The organism is Bifidobacterium sp. N5G01 (assembly GCF_002742425.1).
Classification (GTDB): domain Bacteria; phylum Actinomycetota; class Actinomycetes; order Actinomycetales; family Bifidobacteriaceae; genus Bifidobacterium; species Bifidobacterium hominis.
Map to the genome: position 1 here is coordinate 441,952 of NZ_NJNP01000001.1, position 24,989 is coordinate 466,940.

19 protein-coding genes and 1 pseudogene are annotated in these 24,989 nt (G+C 57.5%); 4 read left to right on the forward strand and 16 right to left on the reverse strand.

Annotated features, from left to right (window positions below; translation table 11 throughout):
- Positions 1-69: 69 nt before the first annotated feature.
- From folE to CE168_RS01910, 7 genes are all read right to left on the reverse strand, one after another.
- Positions 70-708, reverse strand: coding sequence for a GTP cyclohydrolase I FolE (gene folE / locus CE168_RS01880; RefSeq protein ID WP_022245396.1), 639 nt, complete (start codon positions 706-708; stop codon positions 70-72).
- Positions 708-2,810 carry an ATP-dependent zinc metalloprotease FtsH gene (gene ftsH / locus CE168_RS01885; protein WP_099570894.1) on the reverse strand — a complete coding sequence of 701 codons (2,103 nt, stop codon included), beginning with the start codon at positions 2,808-2,810 and terminating at the stop codon, positions 708-710. The genes folE and ftsH overlap by 1 nt, the downstream gene beginning before the upstream one ends.
- The gene (gene hpt, locus CE168_RS01890; protein WP_180753654.1) at positions 2,807-3,370 is read right to left on the reverse strand and encodes a hypoxanthine phosphoribosyltransferase; all 564 of its coding nucleotides are present in this window, start codon (positions 3,368-3,370) and stop codon (positions 2,807-2,809) included. Before hpt ends, ftsH begins: the two co-directional genes overlap by 4 nt.
- Positions 3,357-4,451: a tRNA lysidine(34) synthetase TilS gene (gene tilS / locus CE168_RS01895; RefSeq protein WP_099570896.1), complete on the reverse strand. Its 1,095-nt coding sequence runs from the start codon at positions 4,449-4,451 to the stop codon at positions 3,357-3,359. Before tilS ends, hpt begins: the two co-directional genes overlap by 14 nt.
- Positions 4,452-4,455: 4 nt before the next feature.
- Positions 4,456-5,901: a D-alanyl-D-alanine carboxypeptidase/D-alanyl-D-alanine-endopeptidase gene (locus tag CE168_RS01900; protein ID WP_099570897.1), complete on the reverse strand. Its 1,446-nt coding sequence runs from the start codon at positions 5,899-5,901 to the stop codon at positions 4,456-4,458.
- Positions 5,902-5,994: 93 nt separating this feature from the next.
- Positions 5,995-7,218 carry a glycosyltransferase family 2 protein gene (locus CE168_RS01905; RefSeq protein ID WP_099570898.1) on the reverse strand — a complete coding sequence of 408 codons (1,224 nt, stop codon included), beginning with the start codon at positions 7,216-7,218 and terminating at the stop codon, positions 5,995-5,997.
- Complete coding sequence (locus CE168_RS01910) at positions 7,218-8,765, reverse strand: AI-2E family transporter (protein WP_099570899.1); 1,548 nt, start codon at positions 8,763-8,765, stop codon at positions 7,218-7,220. Before CE168_RS01910 ends, CE168_RS01905 begins: the two co-directional genes overlap by 1 nt.
- A gap of 54 nt (positions 8,766-8,819) precedes the next feature.
- On the opposite strand from CE168_RS01910, the gene CE168_RS01915 reads away from it, so the two are divergent.
- Positions 8,820-9,743 (forward strand): glycosyltransferase, encoded by a 924-nt coding sequence (locus tag CE168_RS01915; RefSeq protein WP_099570900.1) that lies wholly within the window; start codon positions 8,820-8,822, stop codon positions 9,741-9,743.
- A gap of 198 nt (positions 9,744-9,941) precedes the next feature.
- Here CE168_RS01915 and fucO read toward each other — a convergent pair whose 3' ends face one another.
- Positions 9,942-11,093, reverse strand: coding sequence for a lactaldehyde reductase (gene fucO, locus CE168_RS01920; RefSeq protein ID WP_099570901.1), 1,152 nt, complete (start codon positions 11,091-11,093; stop codon positions 9,942-9,944).
- A gap of 183 nt (positions 11,094-11,276) precedes the next feature.
- Positions 11,277-11,741, reverse strand: a complete 465-nt coding sequence (locus tag CE168_RS01925) for a hypothetical protein (protein ID WP_236824286.1) — start codon at positions 11,739-11,741, stop codon at positions 11,277-11,279.
- 281 nt (positions 11,742-12,022) lie between these two features.
- On the opposite strand from CE168_RS01925, the gene CE168_RS01930 reads away from it, so the two are divergent.
- From CE168_RS01930 to CE168_RS01940, 3 genes are all read left to right on the forward strand, one after another.
- Positions 12,023-12,838 (forward strand): TIGR04255 family protein, encoded by an 816-nt coding sequence (locus CE168_RS01930; protein WP_099570902.1) that lies wholly within the window; start codon positions 12,023-12,025, stop codon positions 12,836-12,838.
- Positions 12,831-13,472 carry a hypothetical protein gene (locus CE168_RS01935; protein WP_099570903.1) on the forward strand — a complete coding sequence of 214 codons (642 nt, stop codon included), beginning with the start codon at positions 12,831-12,833 and terminating at the stop codon, positions 13,470-13,472. Before CE168_RS01930 ends, CE168_RS01935 begins: the two co-directional genes overlap by 8 nt.
- A 195-nt stretch (positions 13,473-13,667) precedes the next feature.
- Positions 13,668-14,207, forward strand: a complete 540-nt coding sequence (locus tag CE168_RS01940) for a hypothetical protein (protein WP_180753655.1) — start codon at positions 13,668-13,670, stop codon at positions 14,205-14,207.
- 74 nt (positions 14,208-14,281) lie between these two features.
- Here CE168_RS01940 and CE168_RS01945 read toward each other — a convergent pair whose 3' ends face one another.
- The 7 genes and pseudogenes from CE168_RS01945 to CE168_RS01970 all read right to left on the reverse strand — a co-directional run bounded on the left by CE168_RS01945 (position 14,282) and on the right by CE168_RS01970 (position 24,927).
- Positions 14,282-15,676, reverse strand: a complete 1,395-nt coding sequence (locus CE168_RS01945) for an ISL3 family transposase (protein WP_099570905.1) — start codon at positions 15,674-15,676, stop codon at positions 14,282-14,284.
- Positions 15,663-19,064, reverse strand: a complete 3,402-nt coding sequence (locus CE168_RS01950; RefSeq protein ID WP_099570906.1) for a type I restriction endonuclease — start codon at positions 19,062-19,064, stop codon at positions 15,663-15,665. The genes CE168_RS01945 and CE168_RS01950 overlap by 14 nt, the downstream gene beginning before the upstream one ends.
- Positions 19,061-20,335, reverse strand: coding sequence for a restriction endonuclease subunit S (locus tag CE168_RS01955; RefSeq protein WP_099570907.1), 1,275 nt, complete (start codon positions 20,333-20,335; stop codon positions 19,061-19,063). The genes CE168_RS01950 and CE168_RS01955 overlap by 4 nt, the downstream gene beginning before the upstream one ends.
- Positions 20,332-22,224, reverse strand: coding sequence for an HsdM family class I SAM-dependent methyltransferase (locus CE168_RS01960; RefSeq protein ID WP_336544161.1), 1,893 nt, complete (start codon positions 22,222-22,224; stop codon positions 20,332-20,334). The genes CE168_RS01955 and CE168_RS01960 overlap by 4 nt, the downstream gene beginning before the upstream one ends.
- Before the next feature lie 4 nt (positions 22,225-22,228).
- Positions 22,229-22,384 (reverse strand): hypothetical protein, encoded by a 156-nt coding sequence (locus tag CE168_RS08985; RefSeq protein WP_180753657.1) that lies wholly within the window; start codon positions 22,382-22,384, stop codon positions 22,229-22,231.
- 143 nt (positions 22,385-22,527) lie between these two features.
- A pseudogene (locus CE168_RS01965) lies at positions 22,528-24,228 on the reverse strand (EAL domain-containing protein); the annotation flags it as partial.
- 33 nt (positions 24,229-24,261) lie between these two features.
- Positions 24,262-24,927 carry a DUF4956 domain-containing protein gene (locus tag CE168_RS01970; protein WP_099570909.1) on the reverse strand — a complete coding sequence of 222 codons (666 nt, stop codon included), beginning with the start codon at positions 24,925-24,927 and terminating at the stop codon, positions 24,262-24,264.
- Positions 24,928-24,989 lie beyond the last annotated feature (62 nt).

The following is a 24,989-nucleotide window of genomic DNA, read 5'->3' on the forward strand; positions in this document are numbered from 1 at the left end:
ATCCGGTTGTTGTTATTTACGATTCGATTTCACCAAGCCATGTCAGCGACCAAGCTGCAGCCGCGTCGCTCACGCATGCTGCGACAGGATCAGGCTCATGGCTTCGGCTCGTGTCGTCGCGTCTCGCATGCAGCCGCGCACCGCCGATGTGACCGTGCGCGATTGCGCTTTCTTCACGCCACGCATGGCCATGCACATGTGGTCGCATTCGGTGACCACGATCACGCCACGTGCTTCGATGCCTTCCATCAGCGCGTCGGCCACCTGTTGGGTGAGGCGCTCCTGCACTTGCGGACGGCGGGCATACAGTTCCACCAGTCGTGCAAGCTTGCTTAAGCCCGCCACTTGGCCGTTCGACGGAATATAGCCAACGTGGGCCACGCCATGGAACGGCAACAGGTGGTGTTCGCATACCGAGAAGAGTTCAATATCGCGTACCAGCACCATTTCGTCGGTATCGACTTTGAACTTGGTTTTCAGTACTTCCTCGGGGCCGTGTCCAAGGCCTGCGAACAGCTCCTTGCAGGCACGTCCGATACGGTCTGGGGTGTCGAGCAGGCCTTCACGGTCCGGGTCTTCGCCAATGGATTTTAAAAACAGGCGCACTGCCTGTCGTACCCCTTCCTCGTCATAGCCGACAGGACCGGCCGCATGGGCGGCACGGGCCTTGTCGTCGAAGAGGGTATCGAATGCTTCGGTATCACTCATCAGTTGGTCAATCCTGCGCTTTTCTTCAGGGATTCGGGAATCGGAACCGGCGGAATGTCGGAATCCGGGCGCTTGCTGTCGCTCAGCCACACTTCACGTTTCGGCGCCTTCTTGACATTAGCGAAGATTTCCGCGAGTTCCTTTTCGTTGAGGGTTTCCTTGACGAGCAGCTGGCGTACAAGCTCATCAAGAATCTCACGATTCTCGTTGATGACGTTCCACGCTTCAGTATGCGCGGTTTCCACCAGTTTGAGCACTTCCTCGTCGATGATTTCGGCGGTGCGTGCGGAATACTTGTGGTTCAGCGATCCAAGTTCGCTCTGCTCGTCATCAGACCACTTGATGGCACCCAACTTGTCGGAGAAGCCGTAGTCGAGCACCATCTGACGTGCGATGTTCGTCGCCTTTTCGATGTCGTTGGAAGCGCCGGTGGTCGGATCATGGAACACGACCTCCTCCGCGGTACGACCACCCATGGCGTATGCCATTTGGTCGAGCAGCTGGTTACGCGACATGGAATAGCGATCTTCCGTCGGCATCACCGCAGTGTAGCCGAGCGCACGGCCACGCGGCAGAATGGTGACCTTGGTGACCGGATCGGTATCGTTCATGGCAGCTGCCACCAGCGCGTGACCACCCTCGTGGTATGCGGTGTTGCGCAGTTCGTCGAGCGCCATGCCCTTGGAACGGCGCTTCGGCCCCGCCTGCACGCGGTCGATGGCCTCGTCGATGGCGCGATTGTCGATCAGCTGCGCACCGGCGCGGGCGCACAACAATGCGGCTTCGTTCAACACATTGGCCAGATCAGCACCGGTGAAGCCCGGCGTACGCACGGCGATCATACGCAGATCGACATCAGGCACGAACGGCTTGCCCTTGGCATGCACCTTCAAAATAGCCTCGCGGCCTTCCAAATCAGGCGCTTCGACGGCTACCTGACGGTCGAAACGGCCCGGGCGAAGCAGTGCCGGATCAAGCACGTCGGGGCGGTTGGTCGCGGCGATGATGATCAGATTGGTGTCGTTATTGAAGCCGTCCATCTCAACGAGCAGCTGGTTCAGAGTCTGCTCACGTTCATCATGGCCACCGCTCATGCCGGAACCGCCACGCTTACGACCGACGGCATCGATCTCATCGATGAAGATGATGGCCGGAGCGTTCTTCTTGGCCTCATCGAACAGGTCACGCACACGAGAGGCGCCAAGACCCACGAACATTTCCACGAAGTCGGAGCCTGCCATGGAGTAGAAAGGCACGCCGGCCTCGCCTGCGATGGCTCGTGCCAGCAGTGTCTTACCGGTACCTGGAGGACCGTAGAGCAGCACGCCACGCGGAATACGGGCACCCAAAGCCTTGTAACGAGACGGATCCTTCAGGAAGTCCTTGATTTCCTCGACTTCCTGCACGGCAGCCTCTTCGCCGGCCACGTCGGCGAACTTGGTGGTCGGGGTCTGGCCTTCGAGCAGCTTGCCGCTGTTCTTCTTGCCGCCCATACCGAACATGCCGCCAGCACCGCCCATACGGCTCATCATGAACCAGAACAGACCAAAGATAATGAGGAACGGCAGCAGCGAGGTCAGCAGATACGTCCAAATGCTGCTCTGCTGCATGGTCGCCGTCCAGCCCTTGACCGGATCAGCCTTCTGCACGGCCTTGACCACGGTTGCGGACTGCGCGTACGTGTAGTAGAACTGCACGTTTTTGCCGTAGTTCTTCATACGCCCGGTATCAGGGTCTGTAGCGGAGTAGTCGCTCTTAAGCTTGAGCTTGACCTGCTGGGTGTTGTCTACGATCTGTGCGTATTCAACATTGTTGCCGTTGAGAATCTGCAGACCGTCCTTGGTGTCGATGGTCTGGGAACCGGTTCCGGCGAAAATCTGGAACATGGTCACGGCAAGCAATGCCACAACCACAACCCACAGCCATGGGGACTGCCAGAACGGACGCGGACCGCCATTGGATCCGTTGCCGTTGGACTTGTCACCCTTGCCGTTGGAATCGTTGCCATTGCCGGCGTTATTATTGCGTCCAAACGGATTGGTGAACGGGTTATTGCCGCCGCCGTTGTTATTCGGCGACTGGCCCGGACCAGGAAAACTCATGCCTGACCTCCTTCATACACTTCCGGCTTCAGCACCGCGATCGAATCAAGATTGCGGTATCGCTCGTCATAATCCAAGCCGAAACCGACCACGAATTCATCGGGAATCTCACGTCCCTTATATTTCACAGGAACCTCCACCTTACGGCGCGCCGGCTTTTCCAACAGCGCAAAAATCTCCACGGAAGCGGCACCACGGCTTTTGAGCTCATCGACGAGCCACGCCAACGTGACGCCCGAATCGATGATGTCTTCCACAATAAGCACGTGACGACCGCGAACATCGGTGGACAGATCCTGCCGCACGGTGATCTTGCCGCTCGATTGAGTGCCGGAACCGTAGCTCGACAAGCTCATGAAATCCATCTCCGCGTGGATGCTCATGGCCTGCGAGAACGCCGCAAGCGTGTTCACCGCACCCTTGAGCACGCAAACCAGCAGCGGGTTCTTGCCACGGTAGTCTTCACTGGCCTGGGCCGCGGCATGGTTGATGATGTCGGCAATCTCTTCTTTACTGATCAGCTCGTGATCAATGTCTTCTTGTACGTCAGCGATTCGCATGCCCACCATCTTGGCACACGCGAATGACGTGTTTCTGGCGATATGCTGAATATCCGCTGGGAAGATTCACACCTTGCTGACCATGCCAGTCGCATATCAGCCTGTCGATCCCTTCAACCTGCCGTGCCATGCACGAAATGCCGGCTTCTGCAAGCGAGCGCACAATCACCCGTCTTCTGATGGCAATGTCTTGCGATTGCAGCGCACGCACGTCGATGATTATATCGCCGTCGTTCACGGTTACGGCTTGTTCCGATACACGTTGCGTCACGCCGTCAAGATATGTGCGGTCGGCTTCGGCAAGCCTCGCTCCAAGCGAAAGTCTCGATACGACGTCGCTTCCCGCAAATGATTCAAGATATGGCATGAGATCGTGCCGTACGCGGGATCGCAACGGATAGTTCGCGGGAAGAGGCTCGTTTCCATCCGAATTCCCTACATCCGGCCCATTTGTGGGATCGTCCCACCAGGCAAGCCGCAAATCCTCGCAGATGCCTGTGGTTTCTTCGCGTGTAACATTCAGCCACGGGCGTAGAAAACGCACCCCGTCTCGCATGAAGGAACCGTTCATACCGCAAACCGCATCAAGGCCAGCGGAACGTAACAAACCGATGATAACGGTTTCCGCCTGATCGTTTTTCGTATGAGCCAGCAGCACGGCCGAAGCGTCGGAGCATGCGTCGACAATCGCATGATAGCGTGCTTCACGCGCCGCAGCTTCAATGCCGATGCCGCGGGAGTCGGGCACGTCAATCGCACGAACACGAACTGGGTCAAGACCCAACGCAACGCAACGATCGGCGGTTGCCTGCGCAACCTCGGCAGAGCTTTGCTGCAACTGGTGGTCGATGATGATCGCCCCGCATCGCAATCCCAATGAAGCGCATGTTTTCGCCGCAACCGCAGCCAACGCCATCGAATCGCGCCCACCGGAACAGGACACCATAATCAGCGGAGCGTCCACATCGGGCGCGTGCTCGCCATGACGGGCGAATCGGGCATCCTGCAATCCAAATCCTGCCGATTCCAGAGCGGCCCGCAACTCACCAATACCCTTACGCAAACGAGACGAATACACCATGGCATCACAGCTTCGGCAGTGCGGCCACGAATGCGTCGATAGCGGATTTCGCAGCCTCGAAATCATCGGGATTATTGACGATCACGGCAAAGCTCAACGCACCCCCCTTATGACGCGACACATTGCCGGTCATTGAGGTCACTTCCCCTAAACTGCCGGTTTTAACACGGATGAGACCAGCTTCGTCGGCATCGTTCAAACGATTCGCAGCGGTACCCACAAAACCCACGACCGACAATCCTTCGGCAGCGGCGGCACCGGCGCCGGCCGTCAGATTACGCTGCTGCACGTCGAGCAAGGTATGCGCGGTGAGTTTGGAATCATCAGACAGCCCCGAACAGTTGAGCATGGTGAGGCCATTGGTGGAGATTCCCCGCTGAGTCAGCACCTGTTCGACCGATTGAACCGCGCCGGCCGGCGAATTATTGGCACCGATATGCAAAGCCAGCAATCTGCCGAATTCCTCAGCCAGAGAATTGTCGGAATGCCGAAGCATGAACGCCATGATCTCATTCAGCGATGCGGAATGCACGGCCGAGATGGGACTGGTGCCTTCGGGAACCGTTCCCTGTTCCACGGAAGAGTTCACGGCAATGCCCTGTTCAGCCAAACGCTGCGCGAACACCTGCGCGGCCTCGCGGGCAGGCTGCGTACTCAAAGCGGGGTATGCGCTGAACACATCGGGATCCGCGGGATTGGCACCGTTCCAGTTGCGCCCGCCATCCACCGCCATGGACGCGGTCGGCGCGTAGTACACGTGGTCCGAGTCTAGTTCTGCGATACCGCTTGGCCAACGGTCTCTACCGAACAGGGAATCATCGTAGACAAGCGTCACGGAGGCGATGTCCCGCTGGTGCAACGCCTGAGCCGTGTTCGCGGCAAGCGTTCCCAGTCCGGCACGCCCATTGATATGTTCCGAATCGGATGCACCGGCACCGAGCAGCATGTCGCCATTTCCTTTGAGCACCAATCGCGCGGTGCCGTCCTCACGCTGTTCCAGATAGGTCTGCGTGTCCAACGTCTTACCCATGTCGAGCGTGGTCGCCGCAGCATATGCCGTCAACGTTTTCATGGTGGATGCCGGCGTATACGACTTGTCGAGATCATGCTCGGCCACCACATTGCCGGCCGCATCGGCGATGGCGATGCCATATTCGCCACCGAAATCGGAGGCGGCCGTTTCGAATTGGCTGATCAGCGCCTTCGCTGCAGCTTCATCCACGGTCTTCGAAGCGTCAAGCCCTTCGACCACCGTTGCCGCAGGAACGGCGTTGCCCGGCGTCTTGGCGGTGATGCGTTCGACTTCCTGCAGGGTAAGAACGCCCGGCAGCTTGTCGAAAATGTCGGCCACGACATAGCCGACGCACAATACCGTGGTGAGTGCCACGGAAAGCGCCACCGTAATGTATCGACGGCGTTTCACATGCCGGTATTCAGCCGAATCATCCATGGAACAACAACACTCCAGTCATAAGCGGAAATCGAAATGAAAAATCGAAATGAAAACGAAAAAGCAGGAAACACGCAAGCCTGCGAACGAACGTCATCCCTTATGCTCGATTGGCTTCCATTCCGACTTGGCGAACATCGCCTGGAACGAGATCGGCACATAACTGAACATGTAGATCGGGAAGCTCAGCACATACGCGAACAGTTCCTTGTTGGTGGCGCCGATCTGATCGCGTTCCACAATGATCGTCAACGCGGCCAACGCCATCATGCCGATCACCGACGTCACAATGCCGGACGTCCAACTGGTCAACGAGCTCAACTGGCTCTGCCATGTCACGAATCCGCAGGTCGCGAACAACAGTCCCAGCAGAACGCGCATGATACCGATCACCGTGAACGGACACAACAACAGTGTGAAATCAACGGCGGAGAAATCGCGTTCCCTGATGGCGCGTTTGATCAAGTCCGGCCCGTAATAACGGAACACTTGCAGGAAGCCCTTGCTCCAACGCAAACGCTGACGCCAGCTCTGCGCGAAGGTGACAGGCTGCTCGTCATACAGAATCGCGGTACCGCAGTAGCCGATGCGGTCGCCGTGCAGCACGGAATCCATGGTGAATTCCAAATCCTCAGTCAAAAGGTGGAATTTCCAACCGTTATTGCGACGCATGATCTCCTGCGAGAACATGAAACCCGTACCCCCTACATGGCAGCTGTTGCCGAGCCACATGCGCGAGGCCGACAGGAATCGAGATTCACGGATGAACCACAATGCGGAACCGGAAGAGACCCAATTGTCGGACAAATTCACGGAATTGCGGTAGCTGGTGAGAATCTTGAAACCCGACTGGAACGCCTTGTTCATCTCTTCGACGTAATGCTTGTCGAGCTTGTTGTCGGCATCGAACACGAAGAACGCGTCGTACGGGTCGGATGCGCCGGATTCGTTCATCCGGTCAAGCAGATACGTCAATGCGTAGCCCTTGCCCACAAGTTCCTTGTTGAAGCGTTCGATCACATGGCAGCCCATGTTGCGCGCCACTTCGGCGGTATTGTCGGTGCAGTTGTCGGCGACGAGCCAAATGTCGATCAGCTCGCTCGGGTACGTCTGCGTTTGGATGCAGGTAATGAGGTTGCCGATGACTTTCGCCTCGTTTCGTGCGGAAATCAGCACCGCGTAATGCTTGTTCATCGGTGCGTCGGGAAATTTGATCGGCTTGGCGAACAGGGAGATGAGAATGCACACCGCCTGATAGACCACACCTGCGCCGCCGACGATGACCAACAGAATGTCAAGTACACTCAGCAGTACCATTAACGCCACCTACTTCTTGGATTGTCATCCACGTTTTTCGCGCTTCCTCCAGTTTCCCGCGATTCACCGTTCTTCCGTTCATTGCCGGATTCCGGATTTTCGTTGGATTCCCGCGATGCGTTTTCGCTCTCAAGACCCCGCAATGGCTTGCGTTCCGTTTTGCTCGTTTTGCCCAACACATGCTTCGGAATGGCGACGGTTTCGTCCGATTCCAGCGATTCCTCGGAACGGGTGATATTGTACGCCTGCTCCTGCAACTGCCGCACTTCGTCGGAAATAGGCACATGCGCACTGGATCCCTGCACCGCGCGAGGCATACTGTGCAGATGCTCGCTGATCACTTCGGCGCCTTCCACCAGCTTCGACTTCTTTTCAGGCACCGGATCGTCCATCAGCGGGGAATCGACCAGCTCGTACCGCTTCGTATAGGTGCGGAAAATCGTCTGCACGGACGCGACCACCGGCAATGCGAGGAACGCACCCAACGCGCCGAACAGCGAGGTGAACGCCAGCACCGCGAGGAACGCCACGGCATCGTTCACATCCATGGTGCGCTGGGAGATCTTCGGCGCGAAAATCAGATTCTCAATCTGCTGGTACACGCAAATGAACACCAACACCACCACAGCCTGCCACAATCCGCAGCTACCCCATGCGAACAGCACCGGCAACGCGCCGCCAATATACGTACCCAACATGGGAATGAACTGCGAAACCATACCGCAGAACAGCGCCAATGGCATCCAATAGGGCACATGCAGCAACATCAGACAGATTCCGGTGAAGAACGCGTTCAGCAACGCGAGAATGGCACGGGAGAACAGGAACGACGAGATCTGGCTCTGGCTCACCGTCCATACGAACAGGAATCGCCGCTGAGCCGCCGGAGCCATCCACTGGCATGCGGCACGACGCAGTTTCGGACCAGCCGCTGAAATGTAATACGTGGTCATGATTATCGTCATGAGGTTGATCAGGAACGAGAACAATCCCGACACCGTATTCAGCGCGGTACCCGCGAAATCGGTGACCCACGACGTTTGAACGTTCTTCAGAATCTCATTGCCGAGATTATTGATCTCAGGAAGTTGGAAATCCGCGTATTGACTGACGAACTGGCACATCTGCTCATACAGGTCGGGCAGACCGTTCCCCAATGCGATCATCTGCTGCACGAACAGGTTGCCGAACAGCGTGAAGAGCACGCCGAGAATCACGGCCAGCATCAGCAGCGAGAACAGCGAGGCGACCGAACGTTTCCAGCCATGCTTGACCAGCGGCACCACCATAGGCTCCACCGCGAGCGCGATGAACAGCGAGACGATGATGTCGATCACCAGATATTCGATCTTACCCCAGCTGCGCCAGCAGAAAGTAAACACCACGATGGCTATGGCGATGTATAGCAGCGCATGTCCCAACCATTCCGGCGGTTTTCGGGAATCTCCTTTGGCTGGAAACAGGGTGCCGAGATCCCAACGTTGTTCGCTGGTGTTCGTACCGTTTTCGCTCTGCGTATTGTTCATTCGCTGTTCGCTTTCGCTCATGGCTTCCTATTGTAGCGATAGGCGTCGTGTACAGGCTGAGCTATTGTGGTAGTTATGCTGAACGTTTCAATTGTCATCCCCGCTTGGAATGAAGAGGAGCGTATCAACGATTGCCTGTTGAATGCCACTAGGCAAACCGTGATGCCCCATGAAGTGATCGTTGTCGACAATCGTTCCACCGATTCGACGGTAGCCGTGGTGGAGCAGTTCATGAAAGATCACCCTCAAGCTCCCGTCCGTTTGTTGCATCAGGATGAGGAGCAAGGATTGATTCCGACGCGTGATTATGGCTTGAACCACGCCACCGGCGATATTCTTGGCCGTTTCGACGCTGATTGCATGATTCGCCCGGATTGGGTCGAAGTGGTGTCCGGCATTTTCACTGAGGATCCGGAGGCCATGGGTGCCACTGGTCCGGTTATGTATTACGACCTACCGAGCCGCCATTTTGGTTTGCGTGGGGATAATTCCACACGCAAACGCATTTACAAGGCCGATGGCGGCCAGCCGTTGCTGTTTGGTTCGAATATGGCGGTCCGCGCTTCAGCTTGGCGTGAAATTTGCGACGAGGTGTGCCGCGACAAGGCCGATGTGATGCATGAGGATATTGATATTTCGCTGCATCTGCTGGGCAAGGATCTAAAAACCGTGTACTGCCCACGCATGATCGCCGGCATCAGCGCCCGCCGTATGGACACGTCGCTCACGTCGTTCAACAATTACATGCGTCGTTTCAAGAACACGTTCGACGCGCATCCGCAGCATTCGCGCAGGCATAAGCCGGAGATTCTGCTCACCGCGCTGTATCCGGTGATGCATTTGCTGTATCCGGTATGGCAGAAGGTGCTTGACACTGCCGACATCAATCCTGCGGAGGCTGCGTGGATCAACGAGCAGATGGAATTGGCCGAGCAGGAAGGCCGTGAATGGTATGACGACACTCCCACCGATGAGGAGTGGAGCGAAAAGCACGAATAATTTCACGCAATCGCAATTGACAATCACGAATTATTATTGCGATTGATCTGCGATTTACATACAGATATGCAAAAACGTGGTGCGAATATCTTTCGAAGATTCGCACCACGTTTTTCATGCTTATAATGATGTGCCCTCACGATTGGTTTTCACTGCAGATTCACTGCATGCGATTGCCGATTCGTGGAAGCTTTCGCATTACATCAGGCTCTTATAGATGGCGAGGATATCCTCCTGCGTGGCCTGACGGGGGTTGCCCGGCGTGCACACATCGTGGAAGGCATCATGGGCCAGCGGCTCCAGATCGGCTTCGGTGGCGCCGACCTCGGAGATCGTGATCGGGTTCTTCAGGTCCACGGTGAGCTTATGCACAGCTTGGACGGCCTCTTCGCGCACGGTTTCGATATCGCCGGTGTAGGCGTCCGCGATGCCGAAGGCGTCAGCGATGTCACGGTACTTCTCACCGGTGTAGTCCTTGTTGTATTCCATGACCGGGGCCAGCAGAATGCCGTTGGCAACGCCGTGGGCCACGCCGAGACGGCCACCCAGCGGGTGGGCCATGCCATGCACCAGGCCGAGGCCGACGTTGGAGTAGGCCATACCGGTGATGTAGGAGGCGTATGCCATCTGCTCGCCTGCCGGAATGTCGCCGTCTGCGCTCTTGGCGAGATTCTTGGCGATCATACGGATGGTCTGCATGGACAGGCAGTCGGACAGGCTCCAGGCACCCGGAGTGATGTAACCTTCAATGGCGTGGGTCAGGGCGTCGAGTCCGGTAGCAACCTTGAGGCCACGCGGCATGGAATCGGTCAGATCCGGGTCGACGAATGCGACGATCGGAATGTCGTGCGGGTCGACGGCCACGAACTTGCGCTTGTTGGCGGTGTCAGTGACCACATAGTTGATGGTGGTTTCCGAAGCGGTGCCGGCGGTGGTCGGCACGCCGAAGATCGGCACGGACGGATTCTTGGTGTCGGCAACGCCTTCCAGGGAGAGCACGTCGGAGAATTCCGGGTTGGCGGTGATGATGCCGATGCCCTTGCAGGTGTCTTGCGGGGAGCCGCCGCCCAAGCCGATCAGGAAGTCGGCACCGGATGCGGCGAACTTGGCGACACCGTCCTGAATGCATTCGACCGGTGGGTTCGGCTTGACGTTGTCGAAAACCTCATACGGCATGCCTGCCTCATCGAGCACATCGGTGACCTTCTTGACGGTGCCGGTTTCCAGCAGCACCGGATCGGTGACGATGAATGCCTTGGTGAAGCCATGCGACTTGGCAACACCCGGAATCTCCTTGATGGCTCCGCGGCCGAAATACGCCGTCTGGTTGAAAATCATGCGATAGACCATAGCGCTCTCCTTTAAGCTACTGTGCGTTCATAGGCTTCGTCATACCTTGCCGAAGCCAACGTTTCCATCATAAACCCATTTTCAACTGTCATGCGATCAACGACACCGCGACATTATGTGACCATTCTCACAAAATAAAATAAGATGGGGGTGCAATCATCCATCGAACAACCTGCCCTTCCGCTACGGCAGGTCCTTACGTTCGAACACCCACATGGTCTCGTCCGTGGATCTGTTGTCGGTAAGAATCGTCAACATGAACCGCTCACCGTTGTTCTTCACGTAACCGCATTGCACTGCACCTTCCGACTTGAGCCGGCTACGGACGACATCGTAGTCAAGCAGTCGCAGGAGACCTTCTTGATATTCGGGAGCAATCCTCACACAGCAAAACTCACGTAATGCTTCGCGGAAGGAACCGCCATGACCATCAAGCATACGCTGAAAGAAATCGGGCACCATGATCGAACGCTGCGTATCGGTATTCAGATTGACTATAAATGACACCGGATAACGTACATTCAGATGTTCAAGCAGCATTTTCATATCCTCATCGCGCACCAGAATATCCTCAAGCCGGTTGTTGAGCATGCGGAGCTGGCGTTTGCCTCCGCCATTGACGTAATACTGTTTCTTATCCTGACGCATACGGATTTCCGGGGTATGTAAAAACGGAGGTTGAAACCTCCGTTGGATGAGATGATCTCTCTAACCGATGTTGAAGGTGGTCTCTGGTTGAAACGTCTCGTTCCTGACCGGGGTTTCAACCAGAGAATCACCAAACCATCGGTCCAGTATTCTCCCAGTGATTCCTTCAAGCCATTCGCTGTTGCAAGCATCACGGTCTGTTCTGCTGGACGGTGAATGAAGAATAGAACCTAGTAACGTAATTGGTTACTTTTTGGTTTACCAACTGGTATTATTAAGCTATGATGCTAGAAGATGAAATCTACCCCAATGCTCCCATTGTGGATATGATTGCGGAGATACGCTTTTCGCAATGCGAGCCGCTGGACAAAATAAAGCTGCGTGGATTTACCACTGCGCTCGACGAACATCTCCCGTTGCTGACGGAAGAGACTGGGACGTCCGTGCAACTGTCGAGTCCGGATGGTCAGGTGGAGGTTCCAGTTACGAACGGGGAGACGTTCCCGCGCTGGTCCAGCAGGGACAAACGGACCGTACTGACGTTGCGGCAGAATATTCTCTCCTTGGAGACGACCGACTACCCGGGATACTTCAACGTGCGGGAATTGCTGGAGAAAGCAGTCACCGCCTTGGAACGGCTCATGGCACCGAAGGGCGTCACCAGAATCGGCCTACGCTACATCGACGAGATCCGCGTGCCCTCTGACGGGGAAGATCCGCAACCTAGATGGGAGGATTGGGTCAACTTGTCACTCCTTGGACCGAAAACGGTCAGCGGTCACCACGGACTGACGCTGTTGGGCAATCAGGGTACCGCCGTGTTCGGCGGGGAGGAGGGGACGACACTCGTGCTGCGCTACGGAGCCCAGGACGAGTACGTCATCCCATCCACGCCGCAGCTCCGCAGGCCCATGCCATCGCCCGGTCCCTTATTCAAACTGGACATGGACTCTTTCCAAACATACGACGACTACATTCCGCCATTCGAAGCAGGCGATATCCTCGAAACCGCGGATCTTCTGCATAAGCCGGTCAAAAACGTATTCGAGGACCTAATAACAGAACGACTCAGAGAGGAGGTGCTGCGCCATGAGTGAGCAGATCGCAACCGGGCTCCTCGAGCGTGACGCAACCGAAGGACTGACTATGTCCGGGACGCTTTCCGAAACAGGGAGCGCGACATCCGATCTGACGAAAGAGATCGGATACAACCGTGACGTGGCCCGTGTCCTCAAATCAGATTTCGACGATCTCCACCACCAATCATTGAACGTTGACTGGCGAAGAAGGACAATGGAACGGGGTAAAACCGACGTTCCCGGCCTGCTCGAAGAGCTATCTGATTTGGGATTCGCATGGACCGCCATAGCGAAACTGATCGGCGTGAGCGCACCCGCCATCCACAAATGGCGGAGAGGAGGCTCTGCGACAGGAGCCAGTAGAGGCAAACTGGCGGGCCTGCTGGCGGCGTGCGACATCATCCACGGATCCATCGGCGTCGACGACGTCGCGTCCTGGTTCGAGATGCCGGTGCTGCCGCACGTCCCCGTCACACCCATTGACATGTATGCGGCGGACAGGACGGACTTGGTCTTCGACTTCGCCAAGGCAGAGGACGATCCCGAAGCGCTCATGGACCAGTTCAATCCCGAATGGCGCGAACGGTACCGCACCGATTTCACTCCGGTGAAGATGTCGGACGGCAACTGGTCCTTGCAGATGAAGGACTGAGCGATGCCCGGACAACTGGAATGCCCGATGAGCGGGACAAACATTGACGCGGACCTCCTGTACTATTCCCGCGGCGAAGACAACTCCTCCTACAGGCCCGTCCTGACGGGTGACGTGTATGAGAACCTTCTCCTTCCCGGCTCAACCGGGACGGAGAGAAACCGCACCGTCATCATTCTCCAGCACCCATGTTCGATGCGAACCAACGGAGTGGATCTCGTCTGGCACATACTCGCCGCGGAGGTGACCAAGCACAAGCCGCTGACGCCACAGGAATGGGCCGGCGGAAATTTCCGCCTCATGCCGTTGCCTGATCTATACCCGGAAGTCACTTCCGGAAAGCGGGATCAGGCAGCGAACTTCGTGAACCTGTACACGCTCACGCCAACCCAACTGGAATCAGCCACGCGAGTCGCGTCACTGTCCGAATTCGGCATCAACCTGCTCCTGCAACGATGGGTCCACTATTCCGCCAGAGTAATCGTCCCGACGTTCCAGTTCCAAGAGGCAACGGCAGGCTTCTGCATGGAGGCGGATCTCCTCGAAGAATGGTGCGAGGCCCTATCGGACGGTGACAGCCCACAGGCCATCCATGAAGCCGGAACGGAATGCATGACATGGCTGAGAGAAGACCGCGGTGGATATACCTATCAGGGGATGCTGCAGGACTCCCAGACCCGCAGCGCCGTCCGCAGGGCAATGCGCAAGGAAATGAAGCAACGAATCCACGATTAACAGGTGTGAAAAGCGTAGGTATCAACTACCGCCGGGATCGTCCCGGCGGTAGTTGATACCGGAGAATCACCAAATCAGTCGAGTATTTCGCCGGTGGTTTCGTCTATCTCGTAGTCGGGTTCGGGGAACGGCTCCCAGTCGTCGTCCTCTTCGGGCTCGTCCGCGTCGATGGCTTCGGTGGTGAACAGGGGGCCCTGCGCGAGGATGCGTGGGCCGATGTAGAGGCCGTTGCTGTCGATGATGCTTTGCAGGTTGGTTTTGCGGTAGAGGCTGCGGCCGCGCAGTGTCTCGAACGAGTATCCCCGTCCTTTCATGTTGGTTTCGCGGATGAGTCGGTTCGCGCATTCCGTGTACCCGTTGCTGATGGCGAGCGGGCAGTCCCAGTAGTGGAATATCTGTTCGTGGAAGTTGTGGACGGTCTGGGCAAGCGTGCGGAAGCTGTCGTATCGTCTGTCTTCGGGTATGCCGTCCTCCCATCGGTCGAATGCTTTCATCGCGTTGTCCTTGGATGAGGGGTTCTCGTCCCAGATGTCGAAGAAGTCCTCCTTGAGATCGAATGCGACGGCCAGTGGGGCGAGCGTGGGATCGTCGCGCAGAAGGCGTATCTTCATGGCCTCTTCGGTCGTCAGGTCGCGTCGGCGGGTCTTGAGGGTGTATGCGAGGCCGCGTTTCGTGTTGATGCGGGCCTTTCGGCTCATGCCCTGCTGGAGTTCGCGTCGGATCGTGTCCACCGCCTCGTTGGCTTTCATGACGACGTGGAAGTGGTCGATTGCCCAGCGTGCGTTGGGCATGGCCTTCCCGATGCTTTTTTGGAACGGCCGGTACATGTCCGAGCACACCCACAGGACCTTTTCGCGGTCGGGCATGTTCATGAAGTATTCGGTCAGGGTCTTCTGGTTGCGGCCCTTGAGCATGTCGTACAGGGTGCGGTGCTCAAGGTCGGTGATGACGGTGACCTCGCCGATCTTCTTGATTTTGATTTCGTCGATGCCGAGGAACGCGGGGGTCTTGAACCGGAGCTTGCGGTCGTAGTCGTGGATGAAGTCCTCGAACACGTTCTTGACGGTCACATGGGTGAGCATGTAGTCCTCGGCCACCTCGCGGAACGTGGAGCGCAGGGATCGTTGAGCGATGTCCGTGTACGCGCGGGACGTCATCTTGCGGGTCTCGTTCACGTTGTCGAACGACGGCTGCCACACGTTCCCGCATTGGCTGCACCGTCGTCTCGGGAACGTGATGACGATGCGCGTGGGTATCCCTCCCATGGGCGTGTCCACGATGTTCAGGTCGCGTCGCCCGTGGCTGTAGGTCTTTCCCGAGCATTTCGGGCATTGCCGAGGGACTTCGCCCTTGTATGACAGGTGGATGGTCTTGCAGCGTTTCCCGTTCTCCACGGTCTCGTCGGTGGAAGTGAGATCGCAGTTGGCGATGCCGAACAGTTCGCGGATGAGGGAGTCACTTCCGTTCATCGTCCCGTTCCCTTCTCACCTGTTCAACATACCGCTGGATGTCGGGGATGCTGTAGCGGCTGCCCTTGGCGATCTGGTCGTAGATCTGGTCGGCGAGCGAGTCGATGGCCTGCGGGTCGTTCATGATCCGGGCGGCGAGGTTGCCGGTCTCGTTGTTGACCATGGATACCAGCGCCATCTTGATCTGGTTTTTCATCCTGCCGTCGTTGACCAGCGATTCCTTCGAATTGGTCGAGTTGGTGATGCGCGTGTGCGTGATCTGGTCCATGTCCACGTAGTCGATGATGAAGTTGACCGCTCGGGCGGCGGCCACCACGTTCACGTCGTCGCCCCATGTCTCGTTGAGCTTCTCCACGATGCGTTTCAGGCTCTGTCGTCCGGACGCGGCCGACCGGCCGTTGCCGGCTCCCATGGGGCGCAGCTCGCGTTCCTTGTCCTTGTCGTCCCTGCGGAGCCTGTCGATCCGATAGTCGGAAAGCACGAGCCCCTTCACGTCGATCTGGTCGAGTCCGGTGTCCTCGAGACGATGCGAGAGGAGCTTCGCGAACCCGTTGAATACCTCGAGATCGGGTTCGCCGAGGTCGATGACCTGGCTGATGAACATGTACGCGGAGCAGTAGCGTTTCAGCAGTTTGCGGAACGTGACGAGCTTGTCGCGTTCCTCCTGCTCCTCCTGCATGCGTTGCTTCGCCTGCATGACGGTGTCCGCGTCGCCGTCGCGTTGGGCCTGTTCGAGCACGTTCGCCCATGTGGCGTACGCGGTGGTGTGGGCCCGGTATCGGCTCATCCAACGGTCGGCGGGCAGGGACACCGCATTGTACAGGCGTTTGCGGTACGAGTCCCTTTCCGTACCGTCGGAGGCTGCGGCCACGGCCCTGTACTGGGCGTCCCGGTATTTGGAAAAGTCGTCCATGGTGTAGACGTCCGCCTGGTCGAGCTGCCTTCTGATCGCGTACACCACGTTCGGGTCCTGCGCCTCGCTCATGTGCGCGCCCGTGTCGTATTTGCGGAACGCGTTGACCACGGTGTCCGGGTCGTTCACGAAATCGAGGATGAACACGTGGTCCTTGCCCGCGTGGATGCGGTTGACGCGCGAGTAAGTCTGCACGATCTCGATGTCGTTGGCGATGGGCTTGTCGATGTACAGGGCGCACAGTTTCGGCTGGTCGAAACCGGTCTGGAACTTGTTCGCCACGATCATCAGACGGTACTGTGGCGTGTCGAACGCGTTCTCGACGCTCTGGTAGCCGAGGTCGTTCATGTTCGACTCGGTGTAGTCGTATTCCGTGTCGATGGCGGCGAACGGGTTATCCTTCAGGTACTCGTCGTCGGGCAGCACGCATTTCGACCCGTTCACCTTGTCGGAGAACGCGACCAGCGGCTCGCCGGGCACCTTGAATTGCAGATGCGGTTCGATCCGGTTCCGGTCGTATTCGGGGTGTGCCTTCAGATACGCGTCGAACGCGTACTTGTAGCGGACCACGGCGGGACGGCCCGACGTGATGATCATCGCCTTGGATTCGCCGTTGAGCAGCGGGGCGACGTTATGCATGAAATGCTCGATGATCAGCGCGGTCTTCTCCATCACGTTCGTCGCGTGCAGGCTCTTCCACCGAGCGATCGCGCGCCGTGCGCCCCGCTCGTCCACGAGCCGGTCGGGCGTGTATTCCTCGGCCAGCTTGTATGCGGTCCGGTAGGGCATGTACCCGGAGAGCGGGTCGATGATGTACCCCTCCTCGATGGCCTGGCGCATCGGATACCGGTGGAACGATCCGGGGATATCCCGCCCATGGGCGTCCAGTCTGCCCGTGGGACGCCCGAACAGGGTCATGGTCTCGGCCTTCGGGGTCGCGGTGAACGCGAAGAACGACACGTTGGAGGGCATCGCGTTCGCGGCCTGCATGCGCGTGAAGTATTCGGCCACCATGTCCTCGTCCGTGACGTCCGAATCATCGTCCGTGTCGGGCAGGTTCCTGGCGACGGCGAGCTTGAGCTTGTCGGCGGCCATGTTCAATGCGCTCTTCAACGCGGCCGCGCTGCTGCCCTCCTGTGCGGAATGCGCCTCGTCGATGATGACCGCGAAATCCCGTCCGGTCAGGTTCGGGTCCGTGGCGATCATCGGCCATGCGTACAGGAACGTCTGCAAGGTGACCACGATGATCTCCCTCCGGTCGGAGAGCGCCTTGGCGACCTGTCGGCTCTTCGACGCGTCCGACGTGCGATGCCCCTCCGCGTCAGTGCCGATCTCGGTCACGTAGCCGGGGATGTTCTTCAACTGGCCGATGGTCTTCTTGATGTTGCTGTCGAGGCTGAGACGGTCGGTCACCACGATCACGCTGGAGAACACGCGACCGCCCTTCATATCACGCACGTTCGCGAGCTCGTGCGCGGTCCATGTGATCGTCTCCGTCTTGCCGCTGCCGGCCGAATGCTCGATCAGGTAGCGTTGCCCCGCTCCGTTGGCGCGCACGTCCGCGAGCATGCGGGTCACGGCGTCCCACTGGTGGAAACGGGGGAATATCTGGGTGCGCCGCTCCCTCATGCGGCCGGTCGCGTCCTCCTTCTTGGAGACCTCCTCGAACACGAACGACTGGAAGATGTGCAGCCAGTTGTCGCGTTGGAGGACCTGCGCCCAGAAGTAGAAGGTCCGGTAGTCGCCGTCCTCGGCGGGCGGATTGCCCGCATGCCCGTCGTCCGTGCCCCGGTTGAACGGGAGGAAGCGCGGGGAATCGCCGGAAAGGTTGGTGCACATCCAGATCTCGTCCTCGCTGATCGCGAAGTGCACGACCGCGCCACGCCGGTACTCCAGCAGGTAGTTGCGGCGTCGGGTGCCCGGTTCGACCGGCTTGCGCTCGGTCCGGTACTCCTCGATCGCGTCCTCGACCGACTGGGTGAGCTCGGTCTTCACCTCTCCCGTGGCGACGGGGATGCCGTTGACGAAGAACACGAGGTCCAACGACTTGTTGCCCTGCGTCTGGTAGTGCACCTGCCGCATGACGCGCAGGATGTTCGCGTCATAGTCACGTCGCGCGTTCGCGATGCGCGGATCCGACGGGTAGGGAGCGGAACCCTTGATGGTCTGGTAGCCGGCGTACGGGAACCCGTTGCGGATCACGCTGATCGTGCCGTCCGTCTCCAACGCCTGCACCAGACGCAAACGCAGGTTGTTCTCCCAGTTCGCGCCCTGCACGCGTTCCATCTTCTCCAGCTTCTCCGGGACGACGGCCCGCTGGAAGGCGATGAAATCCGGCCAGTACAATGCCGTCTGCGGGTCGAATCCCTCGTCCGTATCGCTCACCCGCCACCCGGAACCATCCAGGCCGGCCAGCATGCGCGTCACGTACTCCTCGAAATGGACCTCCCTGTGCAGATCGTCGCTGATGCTCATAACGTCTCCTTCGTGCAGTCGATGCGAGCCGCCACCGCCGCGTGAATCAGGCTACGACGATACTCCTCCAACCTGGCGATGATCCGGTGCTGACGGTCGATCGCATCATCCACCGCAGCACACTGATAATCAAGATGGGAAACGATATCAAGTTGCTCTTCATATGAAGGAACGAGAATCTTCAGGTCGCCGAGTTCCTGTTGATTGATCTTGGGCATTTTGATGCGGATATCAGATACTAAACCCGCTTGTTCCACAAACTGGTCGGAAAGCATGTAATACCTAAGCCATTCCGTTACCTGATTGGTGGAAATGGGATACATGTCAGCGCTGCACAGGCCGTCATCCGGCGCGATTACGACCTTGTTCAGCCGCGGCCGAACCTTAGAATACAGGATTGCACCTTTATGGAATAGATGGTTGCCGCTGATAACACCATCTTCTGAGACGGTACGTCGATGCAGAAGTCTTCCATCTCCCTTGCCGATGGCGTCCGGGGAAACATGCAACCAATTTTCATATCCATCCGGTTCCACCAGATTTGAATCCACGTGCGCGATGAACTTGAAACGCTTCCAGCCCCAGCAAGAAGGGTTTAGCCCATTTACCTTTCCCGCGACCGTATGTGCAATGACCGCGCGACGATACTCCTCCAGCTTGCCGATCGCCGCGCGATGACGTGCAATCGCCTCGTCGATCGGCGCGCAACGGGCATCCAGATACGAGACGATGGATCGACGGATCTCGGCTGGAGGCAATACGACATATGTTTCCTTGAGATTGCTTCCGTTGACGTGGAAAACCTTGACGTCGACTAGGTCTCTTCTCAGCTGGTAACGCCATTCGTCGGTCAGGAATTGGTAGGCAAGGTACTTGTTATCTTTATTCCCGTCAATGGGAGACAGAAGAATCGTGTCTCCTCCGGCGTATGCCCCGGTCTCTGTGTTCAGATAGATGCAGTCTCCACATCCTTGCAGGTCTTCGGACGTACAGGCGAAGATGAACGATCCAGCCTCGGCGGTTTTTGCGTTCGACGGGACTTTGTTCGGTGATATGTTGCGAATCAGTTCTGGCGTAACTCTGGTGCCGTCGTTCGCTTTTGAATGTACCTGACCGTAGTTGATGACGCGTGAGCCATCATCCACCAGATCGGCTTTAGTGACGGTCATTCCTTTGCTGAATGTGAACAGTGCCTTGAGTGGTTTCATCTCCCATCCGTCGGGGATGGTTCCGAACCAGTCGGCGTTGTGGATTTCCTCTCGTGTTCTCATCTGAGGAATCCTTTCATGAACGATTCCAATCCGTCCTCGAGATCGAGGATCTCAGTGGCGATCTCCTTGGGGTTGCGGGGCTGCTCGTACTGGTAGAAGTATCGGTTGAAGCTGATGGACGTGCCGACCACGCCGGTCTCGCCGTCCTGCATGGGGCCGGTGTCCTTCACACTCGTGTCGATGCCGGTTTCGGGCGCGTACGGCAATACCTCCGACTTCATGTATTCGTCGGGATCCATGCCCCAGGGGATGTTCTCCTTGTCGTTGAGTTCGGGGTCGTAGACGGTCTCGCCCTTGTCGTCCACCGCGATCTGGGCTTCCGGGTCGCGTATGCCGAACACGTTGACGACGGCCTTGACGAACTGGGCTTTGGCCGGTTTCGGCTTGGCGACGAGCCTGCCGAGTTCCTTGACCGCCGTGTATGCCCACTGGTAGTCGTGGGTCTCGCCGTCGTGGGTCGCGAACCAGTCGCGGATGATCCGCCGGTTGTCCTCGCCGATCTTGCTCATGGGCTTCGAGTCGGAGAACAGGTCGTCGGTCTTCGTGGCGTCCACGGTGATGACCATGTGCAACGGCTGGCGGGTCGTGAACTGGCGGAACATGAACTCCGTGGCGGGTACGATGACGCTGTCGCCGTGGTCGTGCCCGTCGATGTAGGTGCGGGTGATCCAGTCGATCTGCTCGTCGCTGATCTCGTAGCGCTTGTTTCCCAGGTTCCGTTTCAGCGGGACTCGTTTCGCGGACGCGTCGATCAGCTGGATCATGCCCTTACGGTTCTCTGGTTTCTTGTTCGACAGGATCCAGATGTACGTGCTGATGCCGGTGCGGAAGAATATCTCCGTGGGCAGTTTCACGATGCAGTCGATATAGTCCTTCTCGAACAGCCAGCGGCGGATGTTCGACGGTCCGCTTCCCGCGTCCCCGTTGAACAGCGGGGAGCCCGACAGCACGATCGCGGCCTTGCCGCCTCCCTGCTCGACGGGGGCGAGCTTCGCGGCGACGTTCTGGATGAACAGCATGGACCCGTCGCCGATGGCGGGCAGTCCCGCGCCGAAACGTCCCTTGAACCCGTAGGATGCCTCCTCCCGCACGGACTGTTCCTCGACCTTCCAGTCCTTGCCGTAGGGCGGGTTGGTCAGCTGGTAGTTGAACGTCAGCCCCTCGAACTTGTCGTCGGAAAGGGTGTCGCCCTGCATGATGTGCTCCGAAAGGTCGCGCATCGCGTCGAACTGGTCCTGTCCCGAGCTGCCGATGTTGCGCAGCAGCAGGTTGGTCTTGCCGACCGCCCAGGTCACGCCCTCGCGTTCCTGACCGTACGGGACGATGGAGGCGGGTGAGACGCCGGGTTTGCGGCTCTTCCACTCGTCGAGCATGTCGAGCGCGTCGCTGATGAACCCGCACGTGCCGCACGTACCGTCGTACAGGGTGCGCATGGATCCATCGTCGGAGTTGAGGAACCCGTCCTCGTTCGCGAACACGAGGCTGACCGCGAGCCGCACCACGTCGCGCGGGGTCATGAAGTCCTCCGCGCCCTGGGCGATCTCCTCGCCGTATCGTTGGATCAGATGCTCGTAGATGTCGCTCATCATGCGGTCGGACACGGTTTCGGGGCTCAGGTCGAAGCCCGCGAACCTCATGCACACCTCATGCAACATGCCTTCGTTCTGAAGGTCCTGGCAGGTCTCCCGGATCTTGAACCGGGTGAGGATGTCGCGCGCGTTCGGGCTGAACCCGTCCACATACGTCATGAGCGCGTCGAGCGTGTTGTCCGCGCCGAGGTCGTTGAGCCGGAAGCTGGTCACGTTGTAGAAGGACCTGCCGAAGAACGCGCAATATGTCTCGTTCTCCAAACCCCATTCACGCTCATGCTGCTCGACCGCCTTGCACACGGCGTCACGGGTCGGTTCCAGCGCGCATTCCAATCGCCGCAGCAAGGCGAACGGGAGGGATCAGCTTGTTGTAGTCCGCGGGGCGGATCACGTCGCGGACCCAGTCTGCGATGCTCCAGATCTCACCCACGTAGTCGAATGTCGTCTTCGGTTCAGCCATGCCCTGTATCCTTTCCCTCAACCAGAAAGTTTACAAAATATAGGACGATATTTCAACCTAAGACTTACCAAACAACCCTTGATTGCAGCCTAAATACCCCAACCAGAGAATTACCAAAACTCAACCACCTATTTCACATACCCGATTTCCGCCTGATTGATGAGGTCCGAAAGGTCCTCTCCGTCATCGGATTCGGCCATGCCTACGGATATATCCCAATCACCTTCCAGAAAATCCCGACGCATACGCTCCATCCGACGCATACTTTGGCTCACCGTATGGTTGCAGCTGATAATCACGAACTCGTCGCCTCCGACGCGGTAGATCCTGTCGTCCCCGAAGCAGGCACGCATCGCATTCGCAAGTCCGCACAACGCCGAATCGCCCTTGGCATGCCCCAAATGGTTGTTGATTTCATGCAGTCCGATCATGTCGACGTACACCACCGTCAACGGCTGGTCATGCGTGGCCTGGATGTACTCCAAGTCGTCATCGTAGGCATTGCGGTTGAGCAGCCCCGTAAGCGAGTCCCTGCGGTAATTATCGGCATCGCCGCATGTCAATAGTTCCATGGACAGATTCTGTCCGACCAGCACCACAGCCCAAGGGTCGGATGGGGAGCATACGTGAGTGGGAATCACCGCGAATGTAACTACGCCGGTTTTGGCCAATACCTCGCTGCGGTATATCCCCAGCACGGTTTCCTGCCTGTATAGCCGTTCCCGGATTGAAGGCAGATTCAGATCGGCGAAGAATCGTCCGACATCGTCAGGATGCACCACCCGGTTGACGGCCACCGCACGCATGTAGGCACCGAATTCGTCGACTTCCGGATCGGGAATCACCCCATCTCGTTTGATGACACGGTATTCGCCTGTTGCCACATTCAACCGAGATATTTCCGCCAGACCATCAGCCAGGATTTCAAAGGCGTCAGCCGCCAACGCGGAGACTCTCAACAGCACCCGGCCGTTGACGGTCACATGATCGCGATGCAGATAATCGCACGACATATCCCAATAGTGCCGACCGTCGGCACGCTCGGCCAATAGCGTTTCCATCTGTTTCACCGGCAGTGGAGGGTAGAAATAATATCCTTGGATGTATCCGCATCCGAGTGCTTTCAGCCGATCAACCTGTTCCTTGGTTTGGGCGCCCTCGGCGATGATCATCAGATGCAGCTTCTTGGCCATAATAATCATGGATTGGATGATTTTCATGCCTTTACCGGCATTCTCATCGCTCAGTTCGATGAACTTCGTGTCCAGTTTAATCACATCGACATTAATGTCTTTGAGCATGTTCAGCGAGGAATACGCCGAACCGAAATCATCCATCAGTACCACGATGCCTCTCGCATGCAGTTTGCGGATGGTGCCCTCCACCATGGGCAGGTTTTTCGCCACGGCGCTTTCGGTGATTTCCACCTGCAACAGACGCGCGTCGACGTTATATTCGTTCAGCAGCCCGCCGATCACGTCGGCCACATCCATCTGGTTGATATCCATCATGGACACGTTCACGGAAACCGGTACCAGATTGCGTCCTTCACGCTCCCATCTGCCCAGCATCTCAGCCACGAAGCGCCATACGAACACATCCACATGGCAGATACGCCCGGCTCTTTCCAATACCGGGACGAACCATCTTGGGGGAATCACGCCATATTTGGGGTGATTCCAGCGCACCAACGCCTCGGCTCCTACAATGGTTCCCGTCTCCGCATTGCATTTAGGCTGCAGATAACAGCAGAATTCGCCGTTTTCGAGCGCATGATCGATGTCTTCGAATGTAAAGAAAGGCACCAGCTCGTCGTTAGACGGCATTCCGCCCATTTCCGGCATGTCGGTCACGCGGTCTCCCTCTCGTCGAAAAAACTATCCGTGGTATTCGCCGTTGTACTGTATCAGTGTTACGTCCTCGATACCGTCAATCGCACGGATACGCTCGGCGAACGTCATGTCCTTATCATCACAGAATACTTCAACCGCCATTTCCGTGCGTTCGCCACGCATGGTTTTGGATTTGACGAAGAATTTGGTACGCCCGAACGCACGCGTGATCTCATCGCCGACCATATCGCCCACGTAGTGGATCACCGCAATGTATACGCGACCCTTGTCTTGACGCGAGTAGAACAGAGCCAACATACCGATCATCACCAATCCGGCAACAATCACCAGCACATACATGCCGGCACCCGCCGCAATACCCGACGTGATTGACCAGAACAAATACAGCAAATCCATCGGATCCTTGACTGCAGTACGGTAACGCACAATCGACAATGCACCGACCATACCAAGCGAAATCACAATATTCGTACTGATGGCCAGCGTAACCATGCAGGTAAGCACGCACATACCCACCAACGTGACCGCAAAACTACGCGAATACACCACACCCGTATAGAAACGGCGGTACACGTAATAAATAACGATGCCAACGATCAATGCCACCAGCAACGACAACGCCACTTTGGGCATATTGTATTGGCTGAAGGACTTCAGCACCGATCTTTTGATCATGTCATTAACGCTCATATGTTTTCTTTCTCTCTTGCTTCCCTGATTCGTAACGTGTGTTGTTTCGGAATATGCCAGCC

What these genes read in the sequence shown, in the direction of transcription:
- folE (WP_022245396.1), bottom strand. Translation starts at nt 708, where the DNA reads ATGAGTGATACCGAAGCATTCGATACCCTCTTCGACGACAAGGCCCGT.
- CE168_RS01940 (WP_180753655.1), top strand. Translation starts at nt 13,668, where the DNA reads ATGCGAACCAACGGAGTGGATCTCGTCTGGCACATACTCGCCGCGGAG.
- fucO (WP_099570901.1), bottom strand. Translation starts at nt 11,093, where the DNA reads ATGGTCTATCGCATGATTTTCAACCAGACGGCGTATTTCGGCCGCGGA.
- CE168_RS08985 (WP_180753657.1), bottom strand. Translation starts at nt 22,384, where the DNA reads ATGGCTGAACCGAAGACGACATTCGACTACGTGGGTGAGATCTGGAGC.
- CE168_RS01925 (WP_236824286.1), bottom strand. Translation starts at nt 11,741, where the DNA reads ATGCGTCAGGATAAGAAACAGTATTACGTCAATGGCGGAGGCAAACGC.
- CE168_RS01900 (WP_099570897.1), bottom strand. Translation starts at nt 5,901, where the DNA reads ATGGATGATTCGGCTGAATACCGGCATGTGAAACGCCGTCGATACATT.
- hpt (WP_180753654.1), bottom strand. Translation starts at nt 3,370, where the DNA reads ATGCGAATCGCTGACGTACAAGAAGACATTGATCACGAGCTGATCAGT.
- CE168_RS01950 (WP_099570906.1), bottom strand. Translation starts at nt 19,064, where the DNA reads ATGAGCATCAGCGACGATCTGCACAGGGAGGTCCATTTCGAGGAGTAC.
- CE168_RS01910 (WP_099570899.1), bottom strand. Translation starts at nt 8,765, where the DNA reads ATGAGCGAAAGCGAACAGCGAATGAACAATACGCAGAGCGAAAACGGT.
- CE168_RS01935 (WP_099570903.1), top strand. Translation starts at nt 12,831, where the DNA reads ATGAGTGAGCAGATCGCAACCGGGCTCCTCGAGCGTGACGCAACCGAA.
- CE168_RS01930 (WP_099570902.1), top strand. Translation starts at nt 12,023, where the DNA reads ATGATGCTAGAAGATGAAATCTACCCCAATGCTCCCATTGTGGATATG.
- CE168_RS01945 (WP_099570905.1), bottom strand. Translation starts at nt 15,676, where the DNA reads ATGAACGGAAGTGACTCCCTCATCCGCGAACTGTTCGGCATCGCCAAC.
- ftsH (WP_099570894.1), bottom strand. Translation starts at nt 2,810, where the DNA reads ATGAGTTTTCCTGGTCCGGGCCAGTCGCCGAATAACAACGGCGGCGGC.
- CE168_RS01915 (WP_099570900.1), top strand. Translation starts at nt 8,820, where the DNA reads ATGCTGAACGTTTCAATTGTCATCCCCGCTTGGAATGAAGAGGAGCGT.
- tilS (WP_099570896.1), bottom strand. Translation starts at nt 4,451, where the DNA reads ATGGTGTATTCGTCTCGTTTGCGTAAGGGTATTGGTGAGTTGCGGGCC.
- CE168_RS01955 (WP_099570907.1), bottom strand. Translation starts at nt 20,335, where the DNA reads ATGAGAACACGAGAGGAAATCCACAACGCCGACTGGTTCGGAACCATC.
- CE168_RS01905 (WP_099570898.1), bottom strand. Translation starts at nt 7,218, where the DNA reads ATGGTACTGCTGAGTGTACTTGACATTCTGTTGGTCATCGTCGGCGGC.
- CE168_RS01970 (WP_099570909.1), bottom strand. Translation starts at nt 24,927, where the DNA reads ATGAGCGTTAATGACATGATCAAAAGATCGGTGCTGAAGTCCTTCAGC.